Source organism: Marivirga lumbricoides (genome assembly GCF_014636295.1).
Taxonomy (GTDB): domain Bacteria; phylum Bacteroidota; class Bacteroidia; order Cytophagales; family Cyclobacteriaceae; genus Marivirga; species Marivirga lumbricoides.
The window spans coordinates 16314-36163 of record NZ_BMEC01000011.1; the positions used below are offsets into that span (position 1 = coordinate 16314).

Consider the following 19850-nt stretch of genomic DNA (forward strand, 5'->3'; position numbering starts at 1 on the left):
AGCGTAGAAACTGGATGATATAATTAGATATTGAAGCTAGATTTTGAACAAGAGAAAATTTATATTTCCAGAACCCCATCGCCCCTTCCCTCCAATTATTCTTGCACTAATACACTAATGAATTAAAAACTACTTTTCCTATCCAATTTCTGATTAACTAGTTACTAATTAACTAATTACTATTCCCTAATTTCTAATTAACCAATTCCTATTTCCTAATATAACTAATTCAATTCCCAAACCTTTCCACTAAGTCCGTACCTGATGACAGACTTTCAATTTCCAGTTGCCCTTGTGTAATCGTATTCACTTCGAAAAATTCAGGGCTGGCTGACTCCCATACGAAAGCTACAGTATCAGTAGGTAAAAGAGAAGAAGAACCGGGTGAAGGTATAAACCAGTAACCTTTTAAAGTATCCGTTTCAGTGGCGCACGTTGCTACTTTATTCACATACCAAAGGCTATTATTATCACTTGTATTTGAAGTGTAATTAAAAATCAATTGTCTGTCAACCTCACAAGTATCTAACGCAAGTGTTTCGCCATCTACTATTCTTCTTTGAAGAGTCCATTTCTTTTCAATGGCGAAAGACAATAATTTTTCTAATTAATGTACTCTCAAACCTTCATATTCTTTATCAGCTACGAAGCTTTCAGTTAAGCTATCGTTAGGTGAAATACTTTCTACAGAAAGCTCGATAGGGCTAATGGTGCTTAAATGAAAAAAGGCCGTATCGACAGAATCCCAAACAAATACTACTGTATCAGTAGCTGCAAATGCATTATTAAGTAATGGTATATACCAAATACCTTTTAATGTATCATTTTGCGCATTACATTCCTTATTATAATTCACATACCATAGACTGTCACTATCAGTAGCGCTGCTGGTAAAATTGAAAATCAGATGGCGGGCATTTTCGCAATTGTCAAGCTCTACAACCTCTCCCATTAGCACTCTTTCTTCCAATAACCATATTTTTTGATCCCCTTGTGAAAGTAGGCGTTGAACATGCCCCCTTCTAAAGCCTTCAAATTTGGCTTCATCAGGTAAGCAGGATGTACATATAATCAATAGTAATAACAGGTTAAGCTTATTCATGGGGCAAATATATCTATTAAAATCACAAGATGAAACGACAGTATAACGTGTAGCTTAATGAATAAATTATTATTGATCATTCAACTGCTATTGACCAGCATTAATTCATCAAATTTTTTAGTACGAATTGCTATTGTAAAAAAACGGTTTTTTGAAGAAATTCTCTCAGAGAAGCATGTAATAAAACCGAAACTATTGATCCTATATTACTATAGCCGATCTTGTATATTTGCGCATTCATTCAGAGGTTTCGGTAAATCCATTGCTTTATTTTATTACGTAACGCTTTGTAATATTTACGAGACAAAAGCAATAATTAACAAATGTATGTAAATCAGAGGCTTTATTTTCATAACTAATTATATTTAAAATATCACTTTTTGAATAATTTAGTCGATTAAGCAAATGTAATCTTCGATAAACATCTTCTTTTATGTTATTAAATATTCGTCATATGTTTGTACTGTAAGATATGAATTGTGTGTAGATGACCCTTAAGGTAAAAACGATTGATGAAGCATAAATATAGAAAGAGCGCCATATCAGAAGTTGTAAATCCCAATTCGGTTGTCACAAATACATTAAAAAAGCTATCACTATAATAACCTATGAAACACATTCTACTTTCTATATTTATTTTTTTAGCCTTATTGGGAGGAAGTTTTGAGACTTTATCTCAACCTTTCAATTGTTCTAATATAGTTATTGGATCCGGAGGTGGAAACAATATTAATATTGAAGGAGCCAATGGATTGGGAAGGTTTTGTGCCCCTGTTACTGTTAATTGGTTTATGTCATTCAAGGCGACTATTCCTCCTGGAGCAAACGTAGATATTATTGTTGACTGGGATGATGGAGAGTTTTCTACGTATGATGCTATTTTATCAGGTACAGATTGGATAATAGCCAATGGAAATGGTGATGATTTCGGGACAACACCAGTCTTTCAAGGAATCAATAATGCTAAACATATTTATGAAAACGAAACAGATGGAGTGTGTTTTTATGAAGTAAGTGCAAGATTAGTAATTGACGGTAATATATGTAATGCTTCTAGAATTCTTGGAAATACCCTAGTTAATTATTGGGACATTGATGAAGTTAACCCCGGTAATGTAGCTATAGAACCATTAGAGTTTTTAGTTTGTGCAGGTGATCAGGTCACTTTAAACTTTGATGATGCTACAGAATTTAATTGCATAAATTCAGCAGATACAGATATTCCAAATGGAGAAGATCAACGAAATGTAAGATGGACCTATAACACTACTGATGGACCGGCTCCTGCTGGAAGAATTGACGATGTGCTCTTAGGAAATGGCGTAACACTGGATGGCTCAAATGCTGCTGACCAAAACTATATTGCTCCTACCGGAAATCCTTCAAATACAGAAATTTATCCCGCTGTAGTAAATCCGGGAGATGCGGTATCAACTACTTTGGATATTACAGTTCCGGCTAGTGCAACAGTTGGAGAAGTGTTTGAAGTCAAACTCGAAAACTGGGGTCCTTGTAACCCATTAGGTGGTAGTAAACCTGCCATTGAGAGATATGCAATTATTAGAATTGTAGCTCCCCCACAAAATCCTAATTTCACTATTTCTTCAGATGCAAATGGTAATAATTTAAAGTCAGTATTTTGTCCTGGTGAGGATATGCGTTTTAGAGGAACAGCTTCTAACCATAATGGGAACTTTATCTATCGTTGGGAAGTGTATGATGGCCCTACTGATGCAGGAGCCCCCATATGGACTAGAAATAATGATAGAAATACGTGGCTTTCTGATGGCAACACCAACCTTAATGATGTATTTTCTGGTCCTGGTTTTAAACTAGTACGAATGTACGTAAGAAATTCGGACACTAACTTTCAAGGGAATTGTGAGGTATTTATAGATAAACAAATAGAAATAGTCAGTTCACCAGTAGCTACCATTCAATTTGATGCAGGAGCAGGTATAGAAAATGGCGGGTTATATGAGATTTGTTTGGAAGATATAGGTTCTTCGTTAGATATATCTTTATATGATCAGTCCACTCTAAAGAATGTTTCTTCAACAACTACCTGGATAATTGAAAAAACCGTCCCTGGTCCTACTGTATTAATTGATTTAAGAAATGGTCCTATTGGAGCTTCTCTTTTCGATTACCCTGCAAACCCACTTTCTATTACTGAAGCTGGAGAGTACAGAGTGAGGTTAAGAATAGAGGATGGTTCTACAAACTGTACGAGTACAGATCAATTAATAATACGCGTCTACGATACGCCTTCTGCAGCTTTTAATTCTAACCAGGTTTGCGAAGGCAGTAATGATCCTAATAACAAGACATTATTTTCAAGTATAGCTAATAATTTAAATGGAATATCTCCACGAGTTAACGGAGATGAAATTGATCGTTGGATGTGGGATTTTAGCTATGATGCAGCTTCAGGATTCAATATCGAAGCAGATTTTGTCAACAATAATGACTTCTCCAGATTTTTAGATGGAACAAATGGTGCAGAACCTTCAGCGTCAGTTGCCGGTACTTATACAGTTGCGTTGGTTGTGGAATCAGCATTTGGCTGTACTGATACATTAATTCAAAATGTTACAGTTAAATTAAACCCTGATGCTGACATTGAAGCTACTTATACAAATGATTATCTAACAAATAATGCAGGAGATTCATATACAGGAGCTGCTATATGCCCAGGAACATTCTTAAGTTTTACAAATACCAGTGATGCCTCCATTAACTCTGATCCTGAATTAGCAACAGTTTCCTATGAATTAGAAATTGAGGATTTTAGTGGTAATATTAGCACACAACCAATAGGAGCACCCGGTTCTGCTAGTGAAACTATAGAAACTGATGCTTTTAATAATTTAACAGGAAGTAATCAAAATTACAAAGTAAGAATTGTTGCTACTGGTGCCAATAGTTGTGAAGTTATAAGCCCTGAGATTAATGTACTGGTCTTGCCTGCTGTACAAGCTAATTTTGATATTTTTGATGGAATACCTGGAGATGCGGGTACAAGTTTATACAATAGTGGGGCCGTATATTGCTCTCCTTATGAATTTTATTTTGAAACTGATCAGGATACTGAAGATTTCAATGCTGACCAGTATCTCTGGACTGTAACTGATGCAGGGACAGGAACGGTATTGGATACGAGAACAGTAAACATCAGTTCAGATGCAAATCCGCAGCAATATTCTTATAATTTTACAAATACTAGCTCTTCAACAAGAGCATTTGATATTAACCTTGATGTTATTACAAATAACTTCTGTGTAAGTGCAAGAAGTAAGAGAATAGAATTGGAACCACAACCTATCGGAGATTTCACATTAGAACAAACTGTTGTATCATGCTCTCCTGACCCAATTGTTCAATTGAGATTTGAGGCTCAGCAAACCGGTTTGGGAGCATATAATTGGAGCATTCCAGTTGGTTTTGCAGATACTGTGTCTACTGTTGGAGGTACGGGTACTGATTTCTTCGTTGTAACATTTAACCGTCCTCCAAATGGTGCAGGTGATCTGAATTACTCCATTCAGCTTATTACTGAAACTTTAGCTGGTTGCCCCAGCGTACCTATTTCTTACAATGGGACTATTGAAGAGACAGAAATTATTAACATTAATGCTAGCTTTACTCCTGCTGCTGCAGATGTATGTCTACCAGCCATCTTTGATTTTGAAAATACAACAACTACATTCCCATCAACTGCAAAATGGTCATTTGAAATAAGCAGATTTGTTTCTGGTAGTTACGTATTGGAGGAGACATTAAATGGCACAAACTTTCCTGGCAATGAAGATTTTACTAGTCCTATCCAATATGAGTTTACTCAACCAGGGCAATATAGAATTGATTTAGTTGCTGTGGCTGAAAGTAACTGTGTATTTTATCTGGCTACTCCTTCTGAAATTACTATTAGAGATAGGCCACAAGTAAGATTCAGAACCAATGTAAATCAAGGATGCTCACCTTTATCTAATATCAACTTACAAGGAACTTCTGTCAATCTATCTGGTAATGCAAGTAGTTTTGATATGTATTACGAAGTTATTAACCCCAACACTGGAGTAATATTTACAAGTAATATTTTTAGTGGAAATGGTAATCAGCTTAATGGAGTAACTGTAGATACAATATTGACCAACCCAACTACTGCTAATATTGATTTTGAGATTAAAGTATATGCATTTAATCCAGCTTTCCCTTCTTGTATTAATGACTCAAGTGTTTTTGTAAGAGTATTTCCAGAGCCGCAGATCGACTTTGCTGTTACTTCTACTAACCCTGCTTGTGAGGCTGATTATTCATTTGATTTCGAAGTACTCGGCACTTCAATTTATCCTGCTGGAACAACTTTCCGCTGGAACTTTGGAGATGGGTCAACAGTGATTTCACCATCATTAACCCAAACTAAAACCTATAGTAACCCAAATGGTACTGGTGGGCCGTTTACTTACACTGTAGAATTAATTGCCCAAACACCTGATGGATGTACAAGTAGCATCTCTCATGATGTTACATTACTACCTTTAGTAAGACCAGGATTCTTTTTGCTGAACATTGCCGGCTGTACACCTTTTGAGGTAGAAATTAGAGGGAATGCACAAGGTACGGGTATTACTAATAATATTGTATATGAAAAAAGACTGCTAGGATCATCTACCTGGACACCTTTTACAAATGCAGCAACAGGGTCTGGTGATGTAATTGAAACTTTTACCAATACCACAGGAGCCCCTGGTTCGGATCAGGTTTATGAAATCCGACAAATTGTTACAGGTAATGGACCATGCTCAGCTACATCACCAATACAAACTGTTACAATTTATCCGGAACCTGTGCTTCCTACTATTGTGGGGCCTCAAATAGTATGCGAAAATGAGCAAAATGTAGAGTATGCAATTTTGCACAGGCCAAACTACACTTATCAATGGGAAGTTCCTGCTTCTGCATTTATTGCCAGTAGAAGCCCTAATAATGATACTATTTTGGTAAGCTACGGGCCAACCCCGGCAAATCCTAATCCTCAAATAGCAGTAACAGTAACTGATGCTAACCAATGTAAAGGTGCTAAAGTAACTTTACCTGTTAATATAGTATCAGGCCCCACTGCTTCTTTATCTCTCACCGGCCCTACTTCAATTTGTCCCGGAGAGACTACCGACATAACAGTTAGTCTTAATGGCCCTGGAACTGATGCTACAATTGGATATGACGTGGTCATTTATAACGGATTTACAGATACTACACTTTTAAACATACAAGATGGCTTTGTATTCCAACCTAGTCCTACTCAGTCAAGCAACTTCTCTATACGGTCTGTTGTAGATTTGGAATACCCTTCATGTCCAGGCAGGCCTTCTCCCGCTGATGTCCGCGTTAATGTAAACAATGCTCCTACTGCTTCCATTTCAGGTGATGCAACAATCTGTAATGGTGAAACAACTAACATTAGGGTGGTTTTAACAGGACAAGCACCTTGGACTGTTGAATACACTGATGATGGTGGAGTAACAACAAAATTTGTAAATTCTAGCAGTTCAGTATTTTCAATACCTGTCTCACCTACTCAAAATACAAGTTATCAGTTAGTGGGCGTGGTAGATAATATATGTACCGGTACTGTAGGTCCTGAAGTAGTTAGTATTGATGTAAATCAATTACCTACTGGTAACATTTTTACTGCAGACCTTAATCCTCAAGTATGTGTAGGATCCGAAATTGCATTATTTGTTCAACTTACTGGATTTGGTCCTTGGTCTATTACTTATAATGATGGTACCAACAGTTATAGCATAAATAATATACAATTACAGCATGATCCTACAATCCCTGGTGCAAATACAATCTTTCCTTTTACAGATATTCCAACTAATGCTTCAACGACTTACACATTAACTGAAGTAATTGATTCGAGAGGATGTAGAAATGTAAGTCCTTCTTCTGTAACAGTGAATTTGTTTCCGGTACCACAAGCACGTATGACAACTACTGGCGGACTAAATTCTGTATCGATTTGTGAAGGAGAAAGTGTGCCATTAAATTTTAATTTCCCTTCTGGCGCTGCACCATTTGATATTCAGATAGCTGTGAATGATTTCGACACACTGAAACTTGATGATGTTGCTAATCCAGGATCTATTACTATAGATACTCTTGCTGAAAATACTACATTCAGAATAGTATCTCTGGTGGACAATAATGGTTGTACCACTACTGATTTAGGGTTACCGGTAAGAATAAATGTACGTGAAAGACCTACTGCGGTTTTATCCGGTGTAGATTCTATCTGTTATGGAGAGGAAACCAACCTCACTTTTAATTTTACTGGAAAAGGACCTTGGACAGTCACTTATAATAATGGCATAAAAGATACTACATTTACTACGCCATTTAACAGGCATTTTGAGTTGGTAAGTCCTGAAGTAACTACAGAATACACCTTAGTTTCTGTTACAGATAGTAATTCGCCAACCTGTAGCGGACCTGTTTCAGGTACTGCCAATATCGAGGTGGCTGCAGAATTAATAGCCAGCTTTACCGCTACGCCTGAAAATATGATTTTACCTGACAGAACAATTACCATCACGAATACAACTACTAATAAAGAAGAGTGGGATTATTTATGGCAGTTTGGTGATAGTACTACATCTACAGCGGTAGACCCTGGCACGCATGTATATGATACATATGGTACTTATTTTTTAACCATGACGGCCACTTCCAAAAATGGTAAATGTTCTGACAATTTCCAGACAATTATTGAAATAGATGCAATTCCGGCTATCGTAGACTTTGACGCCACCCCAAGGGTAGGCTGTCTGCCATTGACAGTGCAGTTTGAAAACTTAACACAGTTTGCAGATTCTACTACTTATCTCTGGGATTTTGGGGATAATCAGTCCACACGGGTAATCAATCCTCAACATACTTATACGAGACCAGGCACCTACCGCGTAAGGTTATCAGCCAATAATATTACGGGCGTACCTGTGGAGAAGGTAGAAGAACAGTTTATTACTGTATATGAAACTCCTGAAGCTATTTTTAATGTGAAAAGAGGATTTGAGCAGGTATTTACTGAAGAAAGAGTGGAGTTCTCCAATTCCAGTAATAATGCAGATCAATTCCTATGGAATTTTGGAGATGGCAACGAAAGCAACGAGTTTGAGCCGGTTCACATGTATGCAGACAGTGGTATTTATGATATTACATTAGTGGCGATTAATAGTTCAACAGGGTGTGCAGATACCCTAAGAAAAAGATCACAGGTAATGGTGCTAACTGATGGAGAATTCAAAGTACCGAACGCTTTCACACCAAGTAGAGGCGGCCAGGGAAGCGGGAGTGATAATCCTCAGGATAATGATTTCTTCCGTCCGATTGTGAATGGTGCACAGCAGTACAACCTCAAAATCTTTAACAGATGGGGTGAATTACTCTTTGAATCGAATGACAAAGAAGTGGGATGGGATGGCTACTATAAAGGTGAGCTCATGCCAATGGGTGTGTACGTTTTCAGGCTAGAAATTATCTATGAAAATGGACGAAGAGAAGTTAAACTGGGCGATGTAACTTTGGTGAGATAGTATGAAAAACCAGGAATTTTTAAATACTCAGGAATTAGTCATTAAAAATTTAAACAGAAGGAGAAAGTTGGATATACTTATCAGAAAAATTGGAATTTTATTGATGACAGGAATGCTGGCTTTTGCATCTATTGAAGTAAAAGCTCAGGATTTTCAATTCTCTCAGTATTATGCTTCTCCTCTGTATTTAAATCCTGCCTTTACAGGTACTGGTAAGATGCACCGCCTGAATATTAACGGCAGGCTTCAATGGCCTAATTTACCTAAGGCCTACAGAACAATGGCAGTTTCTTATGATTATAACTTAGAATCCCTTAGCAGTGGCTTTGGCTTATTACTGACTAATGATGTAGCAGGGTCCGGTAACCTGGGTAATACCAATGTGGGTTTCCTTTATTCCTATAAAGCACAAATCAACAAAAAATTAGTGATCTCAGCCGGAACTCACTTTGCTTACAACTTTACAGGTTTAAATTCCAGTGGCTTAACGCTGGGTGACCAATTAGCGGACGATAGAAGTGTCTCTTTTGATGGGGAGTTATCTAATGTACAAAAAGTGAGATATTTCGATTTTTCATCAGGAATTTTAGCCTATACTAAAATGTTTTGGGCAGGAGTGGCATTTCATCACATCACCGAACCTAACCAGTCTCTAATAGGAGATACTAATCCATTGGATATGAAGGTATCTGTGCATGGTGGAATAAGAATTCCATTGTACCGAGGCCCTAAGGAGTTTGACAATATTTCCAGCATAGCTCCTTCTTTTATATATAAGCAGCAAGGAGAGTTTAACCAGCTGGATCTTGGAATCAACTGGCATTATAATCCTATTTCCGCGGGTGTTTGGTACCGTGGTGTACCTTTTGGCAAAGCTGAAAACTCCAATATTTATGATAGGGATGCATTGATTTTCATGTTTGGCTTAAAGTTTCCTGACTTTGAAGTGGGCTATAGTTATGATTTTACCATTTCAGATATTGGGGATGCTTCTGGTGGCGCACATGAAATTTCTATTGTCTACGATTTTGTTGCTAAATTTAAGAAGAAAAGAAAAGAGCGATTTTTGCCTTGTCCTTCTTTTTAAAAAATTAAGCCCGATTATCCAAATTAACTCACCCGATCTAACCGTCATTGCGAACATGCTATTATTTCAATGTCAATTGAAATAATTCATGTGTGGCAATCTTTTGCTTTGGAACTTCATACGTATTACCTAGATTTCATAAGACTGCCGCGGTTTGCTATGGCTTCATAAAAGCCATGAGGAAAACCTCGCAGTGACGGGTTCTTCTAGATTAGCAGTTTCAACAATATCACTTTCTATTAAATCCCCCCAGCCCCCTTTTTAGGAAAGGGGGAGAACGATCTCAGAAAGTTTGATAGTGAGTAATCAGCATTGGAATTACCTTTTAATTAAATCGTTATTTAAGCCAAAGGCAACTCAGAGTTTTAAGAGGTACGAGGAAAATATCAGGAATCTTTACAATGATGTGCAACATCATTATCAGCAACAGCAAAATAATAGATATTTCAACCGTAGCTTTCAATCTTTAGATTCTCGACTGCTCGGGAATGACGATCAATTTAACTTAATGGGTCAAAAATCAATGGCTATGCCAAATTGTACCGTCATTGTGAACATGCTATTCTTGCGGTGTAACCGGAAGAATTTATGTGTGGCAATCTTTTAATTTAGACACACTAAACGTATTGTCTACATTTCATAAGACTGCCGCGGTTTTCTATGGCTTCCATAAAGCTATGAGGAAAACCTCGAAGTGAAGAGTTCTTCTAGATTAGCAGTTTCAACAATATCACTCTCAAATAAATCCCCCCACCCCCTTTAAAAAAGGGGGAGAACGATCTCGGAAAGTTTGATAGTTAGTAATCAGCATTGGAATTACCTTTTAATTAAATCGTCATTCCAGAAGGTTTCGGAGAGCAACGAAGAAAGCTATCTGGAATCTTTACAATGATGTGCACATCATTACCATCAACAGTAAAATAATAGATATTTCAACCTAGGTTTCAATCTTTAGATTCCCGACTGCTCGGGAATGACGATCAATTTAACAGAATGAGTCAAAAATCAATAGCTATGACAAGTTGTACCGTTATTGTGAACATCCTATTATTTCAATGTCAATTGAAATAATTCATGTGTGGCAATCTTTTAATTTAGAACTTCATACGTATTGTCTACATTTCTTAAGACTGCCGCGGTTTTCTATGGCTTCCAAAAAGCCATGAGTAAAACCTCACAGTAACGAGTTCTATTAGTGATTTCAAGGTAAAACAATCTTATCCTTTTTACAAACCAATAAAATCCCCCCTGCCCCCTTTTAAGAAAGGGGGAGAGCGATCTCGGAAAGTTTGATAGTTAGTAATCAGCATTGGAATTACCTTTTAATTAAATCGTTATTTAAGCCAAAGGCAACTCAGAATTTTACGAGGTACGAGGAAAACATCAGGAATCTTTACAATGAGGTGCAACATCATTACCAGCAACAATAAACTAAGCGATATTCAACCACTGGTTGAAATCATGAGATACCACAGTCCCGATAACCTACAATTGATACGAGCTAAAAGCTCGCACCAGCTGGGGCTAGTCGATCATTTTTGTTCAACAATATTAAGTACGTATTGATGATGAAAAATTATTATAAGATAATAAGCTATAAAAAAACTAATTCCTGAAAAAGATGTAAATAAATGAAATTTCCATGATAAAAAACTGAAATTTAAAAAGAAAAAACTTAATACAAATGATAATAATATTAGACTAAGTATTATTATTAAATAATTAGCCTTAGAATATAAGTAGTACTCATCACTTTTCCCCATTTTATATATATATGTATATATAAAAGGCTGTAAATATAAATTATTATTATCTTTTAATTTGAAGCCATTTTTAACAGATTTAAGTTCAATTCCATTCTTAAGTAGTTTATTTTTATCATTTAATATCTTAATATTAGTTTTCTTATTCATCTGCTCGATTAACTTTTATAAATTCATAAGTTGTTTCAGTCCCAAATTTAAAGCTTCCTTCTAAACCTATTATTAATTTTGCTCCTATAGAGAAGTCAACTCCACTAAATAGCTTCCTATTAGTATATTTGTAGTTACCATCTATAGTATCTTCATAACCATAGAAAAGAAGACTTATTTTACCTGATAAATATGTTCTTCTTGCTGCATTCAAAAAAGTTTCTGCTTTACCTTCTAGTCCTATACCAAGAGCCCCTATTGCTAATTTAAGTTCTGTTCTGTTTAACCCTTCAAAATCAAGCCCTTCTGATCCAGCAGATCCTTTTGCAACTAGAATATTCGCAACTGTAACATCTGCTTCTAATATATCAACTATATTAAATCCTGATTGCACTCCTACAGTAAACTCTCCTTTCAACTCTCCTATGTGCTCACTTTTCTTTTCTGCCCATTCGAATGTATTATTTTCTTCATAATATAACTCTACATCACCAAATCTATCTCTATGAATCGTCAAAACTCCATTTTCCTGTCTTTCTTTACTTGATGTATATGCAGTTCCTCCCTCTATAAAAAAGCCACCGTTAGGCCTATCAAATGGATCTTTAAAACTGTTCCAAATATTGTTAACTCTGCCTGTATTTTTTGTATCATTAGCATTAATAATAAAAATTGAGGTTTTACAATCTAAATTAGTATTACTAATTACAATATATTCTTCCAACCCATCCAAATCAATAGCCATAACTGGTGTATTCCCTGCAAACTGATACGGAGTATACCATGGATATTCAGCAGTCAACGGATCAACACTTAAGAACTTGCCAATGGTGGGGTGGTAAATACGGAAGCCGTAGTCGTACACTATGCTGCTATTGCCAGCATCTGCTATAGGGTTCAGATCAGGATCTCTGCCTGACGCACCCGGAGTGCTACTTGATGGCGGTGGGCGTTCTTGCCATTTCGAAAGAATTGAGTGAGTTTTCATTTAATGTATCTATAAATATTTCATCTCACTTCTCCAGCTAAATCACTCATGCTCTCTAACCCTAGCCTCTCTGCTTGCTCCTGTCGCATGAGCATGGCAAAGGTATTGTTAAAACCTAAAGGGGGTAGCCAGCTAAAGCCAAATTGCTCAGTCGATTCTTTGTTAACAAAGTCAAAAACTTCTTCGGGGTTAGACAATAACTGCTGAACTTGACTACTTTTTGTATCCAATAAGAGCATCAACGCTGTGCCCGTATATTCAGGGTATAAGTCTATCTCATTATTTTTCATGGCATCCATCAGTAACTTGGTGCCCCCAAATCCTAAGTTCATTTCGACAGAAAGATTTGTATGTGACTCAATCATCAGCTGGAAAATGTGCGCCAGAATATAGTTCTCTGTAAAGGCTTTACTTCCAATCTTAATCACTCCTCTCCTGCTATTCTCATTTGAACTCTCAGCAAGTAAATTATTAGACTTTAAAAATTCATATGCCACATCTTTCGGACTTTGCTTCCCTTCATCCACCTGATAGTTCATCTCCATCATGGCTCTATTATCAATTTTGTCTGCTAACCTTTCAAGGGCCGATTGCAATTGAGGATATTGCCTGAGAGCCTCCCTTCTTGCCATAGGAGCTGCCTGATAAGGCGGAAAATAATTTTGATCATCATCCAACACTTTTAGATTATATGATTTTATTCTTCCATCAGTTGAAAATCCACTGACAATATCCACCTGTTTTTCTGCCAATGCCTTATACATTAGCCCTATCTCCATCTCTACATAATCTATTTTAAAATCATAATGTGCAAAAAGCCCTTTTAAGCCATCTTCCCGATAGATAAATTCTGAAGGGAAACCTCCCAGTAAGCGCTCATCATCATTATTTTTATCAAAATCAATGTTATTTACCGCCCTCCCTCCAAAATACATCAGCAGAACACCGGTAAAACCAATCATTACCCACTTAATTACATTTATACTGCTTCTCTGGATAATACCTAATATGGCATCCATGGAAAGTGCTAACAAGGAAGCAGGAATGGCACCTGCCAATATCATTTGTGTATTATTAAGCTGAATACCCTGCAGTATGAACTTGCCAAGTCCTCCCGCAGCAATAAAAGCACTTAAGGTGGCAACTCCTACATTAATTACTGAAGCCGTTCTTATTCCGGCCATAATATAGGGTAAAGACAGTGGTAATTCCACTTTTAGTAAGATTTGCTTTTTTGTCATACCCATGGCAACAGCCGCTTCTTTCACTGCCGGTTCTACTTCTACTAATCCGGTATAAGTATTTCTGACAATGGGTAGTAATGCATATAAAAATAAGGCGATAATGGCGGGTACTATGCCAATACCAAATAGTGGCAAAAGAAAGCCAAGAAGTGCGATACTCGGAACTGTCTGAATAACATTCACCAGCCCAATGAAAGATTGCGCGAATTTACGCTTGCTGGCTATGAACATTCCAATGCTAATCCCAAAAACAGCAGCAAAAAACAGGGAAATAAAGGTAAGCTCAATGTGCTCCAACAGTTGCTTCAGAATCTCCTGCTTATTCTCTACTAAAAAGCTCCATAAATTGCTCATCTGAAACGCTCCTCCCACTGGTAAAATGCTGACATTAATGCTTTGCCTGATTGACTGTCTGCTGTTTGCAAAACTTCAAGCAGTGAATTATCTGAGGAATTAAATAATTCTGTTTCAGTTAGAAATGGTTTTAAATCTTTTATTTTACATGCAATTAATGCTGCCTGAAACCTATCTGACTGGATAAAATTTTTAACGAATGAATTGGCCGGCTTAAATATTAAATCAGATGGTTTTCCCAGCTGCTGAACCTTCTTTTCTGCAAGCAGGCAAATTCTATCAGCCAGACTCACGGCTTCCTGCAAATCGTGAGTGACCATAATTGCTGTGATTTTTTCTCTTTTCTGAATGGTCCGGAAATCATTTCTTATTTGCGCTCTGATCACAGGATCCAGTGCGCTGAAAGGTTCGTCCATCAGTATTAATTGAGGTTCCCCGGCTAAGGCACGTGCTAAACCCACTCTTTGAGCCTGCCCCCCGCTTAAAGCAGCCGGCAATTTACGTGCATGAACGTCAAACGGTAACCCCAGCCGATCCATCCAGGTTTTTACAGTTTCCTTTATTCGCTGTTCTTCATGTTTTAAAAGCCGGGGGACCAAAGCAATATTTTCAAACACTGAATAATGAGGAAAAAGCCCCACCTGTTGAATCACATAACCTGTATTTCTTCTTAAATTAGTTATGTCTTTCTTCGTTACCTTATTATTGTTGATGAAGATGTTGCCGGCATCGGGTTGAATAAGCCCGTTGATCATTTTAAGCAAGGTAGTTTTTCCACTTCCACTAGCCCCTAAAAGCACCAACAGTTCTCCTTCCTTCACTTCAAGTGAAATATCTTTTAATACCTGATGGCTATCAAATGATTTACTTATACTTTCAAATCGAATCATTGTATTCAATTTATAATTAAATGGAAGAACCAAAAAATTTTCCGGCTGCTAAATGCTTAAGAAGTTAATCAAACGAAGGAGCGTTTATTTGGGGCAGATAAATTTATACATTATTAAAAGTAATGCCTTATTTTTGCTGATTGAATTTAATTAATCAAGAATATTATGAGCAAAGCAGAAATAGTAACCAATAAAGGCACTTTAAAAATTGAGTTTTACGATAAAGATGCCCCTAACACAGTTAAAAACTTTCATGATTTAGCCAAGAAGGGCTTTTATGATGGCGTGAAATTCCACAGGGTAATTCCTGATTTTGTAGTTCAGGGAGGAGACCCAACCGGGACGGGTGCCGGTGGACCAGGTTACTCCATTGACTGTGAATTGGATGGTGAAAATCAATTCCACGATAGAGGTGTATTATCAATGGCGCATGCAGGTAGAAATACCGGGGGGTCACAATTCTTCATCTGCCATAACAGGAAAAACACACAACACCTTGACAGAAATCACACTGTATTCGGAAAAGTGTATGAAGGCCTGGACATTATTGATGACTTGAGACAAGGCGATGTAATGGAGAAAGTGACTATTACTGAGGAGTAGTAATTATTAAGCGTTAATAAACGAAGCCATTGGTCGGAAGATCAATGGCTTTTTTATTGAGACATATCTCTATTAGCCAAGATAAAGCTTTACTAAAGAAGTTCTATAAGTGAATTTTTTTCAATATCTTACGGATGACACACTCATGGTTATTGATTAATTTAAGTTCAACAAAGAAAAGTTAAGCATAAGTAAATAGGTCTAAATTAATAGCATATGTTATTCAAACATTGAAATTGAATAAATATAGACGAAAAATGGCAACTAATAAAAAAGCAGTTAACCCTAAACTAATTTCAATTCCAGAAAAAGGTTATTTCAAAATATCAGGACAATCAATCAGTGATAATTCTGCTAAACACTTCTCTAAATTCTTAAATGATATAAATAGATATTTGAATAAACCTTTCAAATTAACGCAGCTAGATATACAATTAACATATTTTAACACTGTTACCTCGCAGATATTACTTGATATCATTCATAAGTTAGAAACCTTAAAGGGTATTGAAAATCATGAAGTAATAGTGAAATGGTTCTATAAAGTTGGTGATGATGACATGATCGAAATTGCAGAAGACTTTTCCAAACTTACGAGATTAAAAATCGAATTAGTACCATTTCCTCCTGAAAATACAAATGCGTCAGATTCAACAATAATCGGCTTAGATCCTACTTCAGAGGCAAAGCACTTAATGCATACTCTTTCAAATAGAATAGAAGATAATGAACTCATTAGCCAAGGCTTTTCAAATATTGGATTAATAGGTTTTGCTCTAAATCACCCCCCTGCATCGGATTCCTTACCATTAGTTTTATCACCACTTGAATGGAGAAATGGAATTAGGACTGAAGTTGCTGAAAATATTGAAGCGAAATTATTAGATGATATAAGAGCTATTGGTTATGCTGCTGATGAAAGAACATCAAAAAATGATGATTTAGTTAGTCTACATACATTCATATCAGAAAATAAAAGTGATAAGTTAAATTGCACTTATCCTCTCTTTGAAGAAGTTGAGAAGTTTGGATATCAGGAAGAACCCAACTCACCAAAGTATTTATTATTTGAACAGAATGTTCCAGGGTCGTTTCCAATTTATTTATATTCTACGGATAAAAATGTTAAGCTATTTGAATCTTTTGCACCTAAAGGATACAACCACGATTCCGAAATAATCCCTGACGGAATTGCAAAAGACGATGTCCTAAACCGAAAAGGACTAATGCAGGTAATCCATAAGAAAGTTAAAAGCTATTGGGGAGACAAGTCACAGCAAGACTCTTTCACTTTACTAATCAATGGACCTTGGGGAAGTGGCAAATCATCCATGCTGTATTACCTCAAGGAATTTCTGACCAAAGAAGATAATTGGAATGTAGTAGAATACAATGCCTGGAAAAATCAAAGGTTCGAAAACCCCTGGTGGATTCTCGTGAATAAAATAAGTGAAGAAGTTCCCCGTGAAGCAACTGAGTTGAATAATAATTATGAAAGCAGATCACATTGGTACTGGAAAAATATTAGCCAAAACTCAATTAAATACAGAGTAGCTTTGGTGATAGCTGTACTATTTATTGTAGGTTTTGCCAATAATTGGTTCGGCCAACCTGAAACGCTTTCATTTGTTGGAGGGCTACTTGCTTTAATTGGTTCTGCATGGCTGGCAATTCAGGGAGTGATAAAGCAAATCTTTAAAAAGCAAGCTCTAAATGAATTACAAATAGAAAATGTGAGTGATCCATTAGAGATATATAAGGATCGCTTTGAAAAGGTAGTGAAACACAAGAAAGTAGCCATTTTTATTGATGATCTGGACAGGTGCGAAGTAGAACCTACTATAAAATTACTGGAAGGTATTCAAACACTTTTTAAAGATTCTAAAGTTTTATATGTAATGGCTGCAGATGGTCAATGGCTAGTCAATTGCTTTGATAAAAAATATGAAGATTTTAAAACTATTACACCTAAAGGTCAAACTATAGGAAATCAGTTTCTTCAAAAAACTTTCCAATTAATTGTAGATGTACCAAAGATTAATAATGATCACATAACAAAATTACTGGAAGGATATTTAGGTGTTTCTCAAAAAACAGAACAACCTTCAAGTATGGAAACTCCTAAATTTGATTTATCCGATGTTAAAATGGCAACATCCTCTGAAGACCTTCGCAGTATTACAGGAAGTACAAGCTCCAGTGCAGAAACCAGAAAATATGCTAGTGAGCGTTTAGAGGAAACGATAGAAGATGAGATTCAGGATTTAGAACATTATATTTTTGCGTTTCATAAAGAAAATAATTTACCCTTAAACCCACGGCAAATAAAGAGGATCATTAACCTTTACACAATGAAAAGTCAGGAGTTTGCTATTACTGGTGTTACAAATGAGGTCAATCAGGAAATGATTTTAAATTATATATTATTTTCCACTGAATATCCAAAATATAGAGCTGAACTAGATAATTTAAACAAGACAGAATTTTCGGAAAAGTACCCTCAAATGATTGAACTACTTAGCCCTCTGAACATCGAGCAAATTAAAATGTATTTCTAACACCTTACCTCCCTCATCCTCTCCAAAATATGAAATACAGCCGGGCACACTTCAGCATTTTTGAAAGTTTTGCTGAGGATCTGTCGCATGCGCTTTCTGTTAGTGTGCGGATATTCCCTACAGGCAGTAGGACGGCTTTTATATACAATACATTTATTATCATATCCTAAAAATGGGCAGGGAGAGGATTGTAGCACATAATCACCCTCTTCATCCTTAAAAAGATAGGTATTGATGAAATCCGGCACTTTCATCTTCAGGGCCTTGGAAACTCTTTCAATATCATGCTGGTAAAATATGGGGCTGGTAGTTTTACAGCAATTCGCACAATCCAGGCAGTCCATCTTCGCAAATGTATCTGCATCCAACTGATGGAATTGCTGATCTAACTGCTTTTCTTTCAGTTTACGCAGCTGTTTATAAAAGTCCTGATTGTTCTTCTGATAACCAGCAGAGTCAGTAGCCCAATTCTCAATCAACTCCTTACTCATTTACTTCACCAAATAGATGCCATCAGCCTGGATATTGATCTTTTTCTCTTTGTATAAATGGCCAATTTGTCTTTTAAATTCTTTTTTACTCAATCCAAAAACCTCTTGAATCTGTTCCGGGGCCGATTTATCGTGGTAAGGCATAAAACCATCATTTTCAGAGAGCAAAGTCAATATTTCTTTTTGCTTTTCCTCCTTTTCTATAAACCACTGCACATCAATTTTTCCATCTGCACGGATAGATTTAATCTTCCCTTTGCTTTCCATTCCAATATCCAATGGTTCAAATACAGTATTTTGGTATACCAGCCCTCTATACTTTTGATCAATCACCACTTCATAGCCCAGTTCAGTAATTCTGTAAATCATCAGGTCTACCAGCTGGCCTTCCTTTAAATCACCTCTATCTTTAGCAAGGAATGAATCAATATGCATAGAAGCCACAATTCTCTCCGTTTTAGGGTCTATAGTGACAAATGCCACAATCCAGTCGCCCACTTCCAACTCATCTGTTTGTTCGGAGAACGGAATGATTAAATCTTTTTCTAAACCCCAATCGATAAAAGCTCCAACATTTGTAATCTGCTTCACTTCAAAAAAGCCTATTTCATTTACTTTTGCCACCGGTTTTAAGGTGGTAGCAATCCATCGCTGTCCGGAATCTTTATAAATAAATACATCTATTTCCTTACCAATCGCTTCCGGCTTATAGCCTTCATTATCTATATATTCTGAAGGTACATATTTGCCCGGCAACAAAACATCCTGATCTCCACTGCTTAAATACAAGCCTTGGGGCGAGTCACGCACGATTGTAAGCGTATTCCATTTTCCTAATTGTAACATGCTGCAAGTTAGCTATGTTTTCTATGATGCATGAAAACTGAAGTAAAAAAATTTCCTTTAAACTTAATACTGTTTGAGATACCTGATAAATTAAGGCTCATGAAAAATTAAGCCTCAATTTTCTGGCATGACGATAATGCTCTAATTACATAGTAGCAGCAAAACAAAAAAGC

Annotated in this window: 11 protein-coding genes; 4 read left to right on the forward strand and 7 right to left on the reverse strand. The window is 36.5% G+C overall.

Annotated features, from left to right (window positions below):
- Nucleotides 1–229 precede the first annotated feature (229 nt).
- Together IEV85_RS16550 and IEV85_RS16555 are read right to left on the reverse strand one after the other, a co-directional pair.
- Nucleotides 230–595, reverse strand: coding sequence for a hypothetical protein (locus tag IEV85_RS16550; protein ID WP_188465472.1), 366 nt, complete (start codon nt 593–595; stop codon nt 230–232).
- Nucleotides 596–607: 12 nt separating this feature from the next.
- A complete protein-coding gene (locus IEV85_RS16555) occupies nt 608–1102 on the reverse strand; it encodes a hypothetical protein (RefSeq protein WP_188465474.1) in 495 nt (164 codons plus the stop codon).
- A 608-nt stretch (nt 1103–1710) separates the two neighbouring features.
- On the opposite strand from IEV85_RS16555, the gene IEV85_RS16560 reads away from it, so the two are divergent.
- Together IEV85_RS16560 and IEV85_RS16565 are read left to right on the forward strand one after the other, a co-directional pair.
- Nucleotides 1711–8703, forward strand: coding sequence for a PKD domain-containing protein (locus tag IEV85_RS16560; protein WP_188465476.1), 6993 nt, complete (start codon nt 1711–1713; stop codon nt 8701–8703).
- A 1-nt stretch (nt 8704) separates the two neighbouring features.
- Nucleotides 8705–9790 carry a PorP/SprF family type IX secretion system membrane protein gene (locus IEV85_RS16565; protein ID WP_229712628.1) on the forward strand — a complete coding sequence of 362 codons (1086 nt, stop codon included), beginning with the start codon at nt 8705–8707 and terminating at the stop codon, nt 9788–9790.
- 1905 nt (nt 9791–11695) lie between these two features.
- On the opposite strand, the gene IEV85_RS16570 is transcribed toward IEV85_RS16565, so the two are convergent.
- The 3 genes from IEV85_RS16570 to IEV85_RS16580 are packed head-to-tail and all read right to left on the reverse strand — an operon-like array spanning nt 11696 to nt 15179.
- Nucleotides 11696–12691: an RHS repeat-associated core domain-containing protein gene (locus tag IEV85_RS16570; RefSeq protein ID WP_188465478.1), complete on the reverse strand. Its 996-nt coding sequence runs from the start codon at nt 12689–12691 to the stop codon at nt 11696–11698.
- A 20-nt stretch (nt 12692–12711) separates the two neighbouring features.
- Nucleotides 12712–14289, reverse strand: coding sequence for an ABC transporter permease/substrate-binding protein (locus IEV85_RS16575; RefSeq protein WP_188465480.1), 1578 nt, complete (start codon nt 14287–14289; stop codon nt 12712–12714).
- Complete coding sequence (locus IEV85_RS16580) at nt 14286–15179, reverse strand: ATP-binding cassette domain-containing protein (protein WP_188465483.1); 894 nt, start codon at nt 15177–15179, stop codon at nt 14286–14288. Before IEV85_RS16580 ends, IEV85_RS16575 begins: the two co-directional genes overlap by 4 nt.
- A gap of 165 nt (nt 15180–15344) precedes the next feature.
- On the opposite strand from IEV85_RS16580, the gene IEV85_RS16585 reads away from it, so the two are divergent.
- Both IEV85_RS16585 and IEV85_RS16590 read left to right on the forward strand, forming a co-directional pair.
- Nucleotides 15345–15782: a peptidylprolyl isomerase gene (locus IEV85_RS16585; protein ID WP_188465485.1), complete on the forward strand. Its 438-nt coding sequence runs from the start codon at nt 15345–15347 to the stop codon at nt 15780–15782.
- 257 nt (nt 15783–16039) lie between these two features.
- A complete protein-coding gene (locus tag IEV85_RS16590) occupies nt 16040–18340 on the forward strand; it encodes a SiaC family regulatory phosphoprotein (RefSeq protein ID WP_188465487.1) in 2301 nt (766 codons plus the stop codon).
- Here IEV85_RS16590 and IEV85_RS16595 read toward each other — a convergent pair.
- Together IEV85_RS16595 and IEV85_RS16600 are read right to left on the reverse strand one after the other, a co-directional pair.
- The gene (locus IEV85_RS16595) at nt 18337–18831 is read right to left on the reverse strand and encodes a YkgJ family cysteine cluster protein (protein ID WP_188465489.1); all 495 of its coding nucleotides are present in this window, start codon (nt 18829–18831) and stop codon (nt 18337–18339) included. The two genes, IEV85_RS16590 and IEV85_RS16595, sit on opposite strands and share 4 nt — an antisense overlap.
- Complete coding sequence (locus tag IEV85_RS16600) at nt 18832–19677, reverse strand: CvfB family protein (RefSeq protein ID WP_188465491.1); 846 nt, start codon at nt 19675–19677, stop codon at nt 18832–18834.
- Nucleotides 19678–19850: the final 173 nt, after the last annotated feature.

What these genes read in the sequence shown, in the direction of transcription:
- IEV85_RS16570 (WP_188465478.1), bottom strand. Translation starts at nt 12,691, where the DNA reads ATGAAAACTCACTCAATTCTTTCGAAATGGCAAGAACGCCCACCGCCA.
- IEV85_RS16575 (WP_188465480.1), bottom strand. Translation starts at nt 14,289, where the DNA reads ATGAGCAATTTATGGAGCTTTTTAGTAGAGAATAAGCAGGAGATTCTG.
- IEV85_RS16555 (WP_188465474.1), bottom strand. Translation starts at nt 1,102, where the DNA reads ATGAATAAGCTTAACCTGTTATTACTATTGATTATATGTACATCCTGC.
- IEV85_RS16600 (WP_188465491.1), bottom strand. Translation starts at nt 19,677, where the DNA reads ATGTTACAATTAGGAAAATGGAATACGCTTACAATCGTGCGTGACTCG.
- IEV85_RS16560 (WP_188465476.1), top strand. Translation starts at nt 1,711, where the DNA reads ATGAAACACATTCTACTTTCTATATTTATTTTTTTAGCCTTATTGGGA.
- IEV85_RS16565 (WP_229712628.1), top strand. Translation starts at nt 8,705, where the DNA reads ATGAAAAACCAGGAATTTTTAAATACTCAGGAATTAGTCATTAAAAAT.
- IEV85_RS16585 (WP_188465485.1), top strand. Translation starts at nt 15,345, where the DNA reads ATGAGCAAAGCAGAAATAGTAACCAATAAAGGCACTTTAAAAATTGAG.
- IEV85_RS16590 (WP_188465487.1), top strand. Translation starts at nt 16,040, where the DNA reads ATGGCAACTAATAAAAAAGCAGTTAACCCTAAACTAATTTCAATTCCA.
- IEV85_RS16595 (WP_188465489.1), bottom strand. Translation starts at nt 18,831, where the DNA reads ATGAGTAAGGAGTTGATTGAGAATTGGGCTACTGACTCTGCTGGTTAT.
- IEV85_RS16580 (WP_188465483.1), bottom strand. Translation starts at nt 15,179, where the DNA reads ATGATTCGATTTGAAAGTATAAGTAAATCATTTGATAGCCATCAGGTA.